General features: G+C 63.4%; 1 protein-coding gene and 1 pseudogene. Both read left to right on the top strand.

Annotation, left to right across the window (positions count from 1 at the left end; translation table 11 throughout):
* Positions 1-201: 201 nt before the first annotated feature.
* Positions 202-456: pseudogene (locus Acor_RS46085) on the top strand (helix-turn-helix domain-containing protein); the annotation flags it as partial.
* Between the two features lie 212 nt (positions 457-668).
* On the top strand, positions 669-1226 hold the full coding sequence (locus tag Acor_RS42950) for a transposase (RefSeq protein ID WP_218034034.1): 558 nt from the start codon (positions 669-671) through the stop codon (positions 1224-1226).
* Positions 1227-1228: the final 2 nt, after the last annotated feature.

Here is a 1228-nt window from a genome sequence, read left to right as displayed (position 1 = left end):
CTAGTGCCGTAACCGATCACGTTTGCCCTGTTTCGCGGTGACACGCCGATCGAGGTCCCACCTCGATCGGCGGGATCGTTTCAGACTCTTTGGGTGGCTGAACGGGTTCGCGTACGCGAGATCGATGACGATGAAGGAAACCGGCTGCTGCGGATCGTCCGGCGAGGCACCGGCTCGGTGGTGACCTGGCGACGGGCCCAAATGGTGCTGTGGTCGGCCCAGGGCATGACCATCCAGAAGATCGCAGAACTGGCCTTCACCAGCGAAGACCGCGTCCGTGATGTGATCCACAACTTCAACGCCGACGGGTTTGAGTCGCTGTATCCCAAGTACAGGGGAGGGCGGCAGCCGAAGTTCACCCTGCCCGAGCGAGTCGAGATCAAGAAGATCGCCAAGTCCAAGCCCGCCGAACACGGCCTGCCGTTCTCCCGGTGGAGCCTGACCAAACTGGCCGACTTCCTGGTAGCCGAGGGGGTGGTCGAGGACATCGGCCATGAGGGCCTGCGCGAGCTTCTACGTGCGGAAATGGTGTCCTTTCAAGCCATAAAGACCTGGAAGGCATCCCGTGACCCCGACTACGCGGTCAAAAGGCCCGGGTCGAGCACCTGTACACGATCGCCGACGGCCACGTCATCCCCGACGCCGGGGAACCTGCCGCGATCTTCTGTATGGACGAGTTCGGGCCGCTCAACCTGCAGCCCCGCCCCGGCCAGCAGTGGAGCGCAGCCGGAGGAAAGGGCAAGGACCCCGAACGGGAGCCACGGCCACGCATGCGCGCCACCTACACCCGCACCCAAGGAGTGCGCCACCTGTTCGCCGCCTTGGACCTGGGCAGGAACAAGATGTACGGGCATATCAAGAAGCGCAAGCGACGCGGGGAGTTCCTGGAGTTCTGCCGCTACCTGCGTAGCCTCTATCCGCTGGACGTGCGAATCGCGATCATCTGCGACAACTTCAGCCCGCATCTGACGACGAAGAAGGACAAGCGGGTCGGCGAGTGGGCGGAGGCCAACAATGTCGAGATCGCCTACACGCCGACCAATTCCTCATGGTTGAACCGCATCGAGGCCCAGTTCACCGCACTGCGGGAGTTCACCCTCAACGGCACCGACCACGCCGATCACCGCGAGCAGGGCGGCATGATCCGCCGCTACATCGCCTGGCGAAACCGCAACACCGACAACCCTCGACTACGCCGGATCGTGAAGAGGGCAAACGTGGCCTGACG

Origin of the sequence: Acrocarpospora corrugata, assembly GCF_009687845.1 — a bacterium.
In the GTDB taxonomy this organism is placed as follows: domain Bacteria; phylum Actinomycetota; class Actinomycetes; order Streptosporangiales; family Streptosporangiaceae; genus Acrocarpospora; species Acrocarpospora corrugata.
Note: the sequence above shows the minus strand (reverse complement) of the source record. Positions and strands in the feature narration are given on the sequence as shown.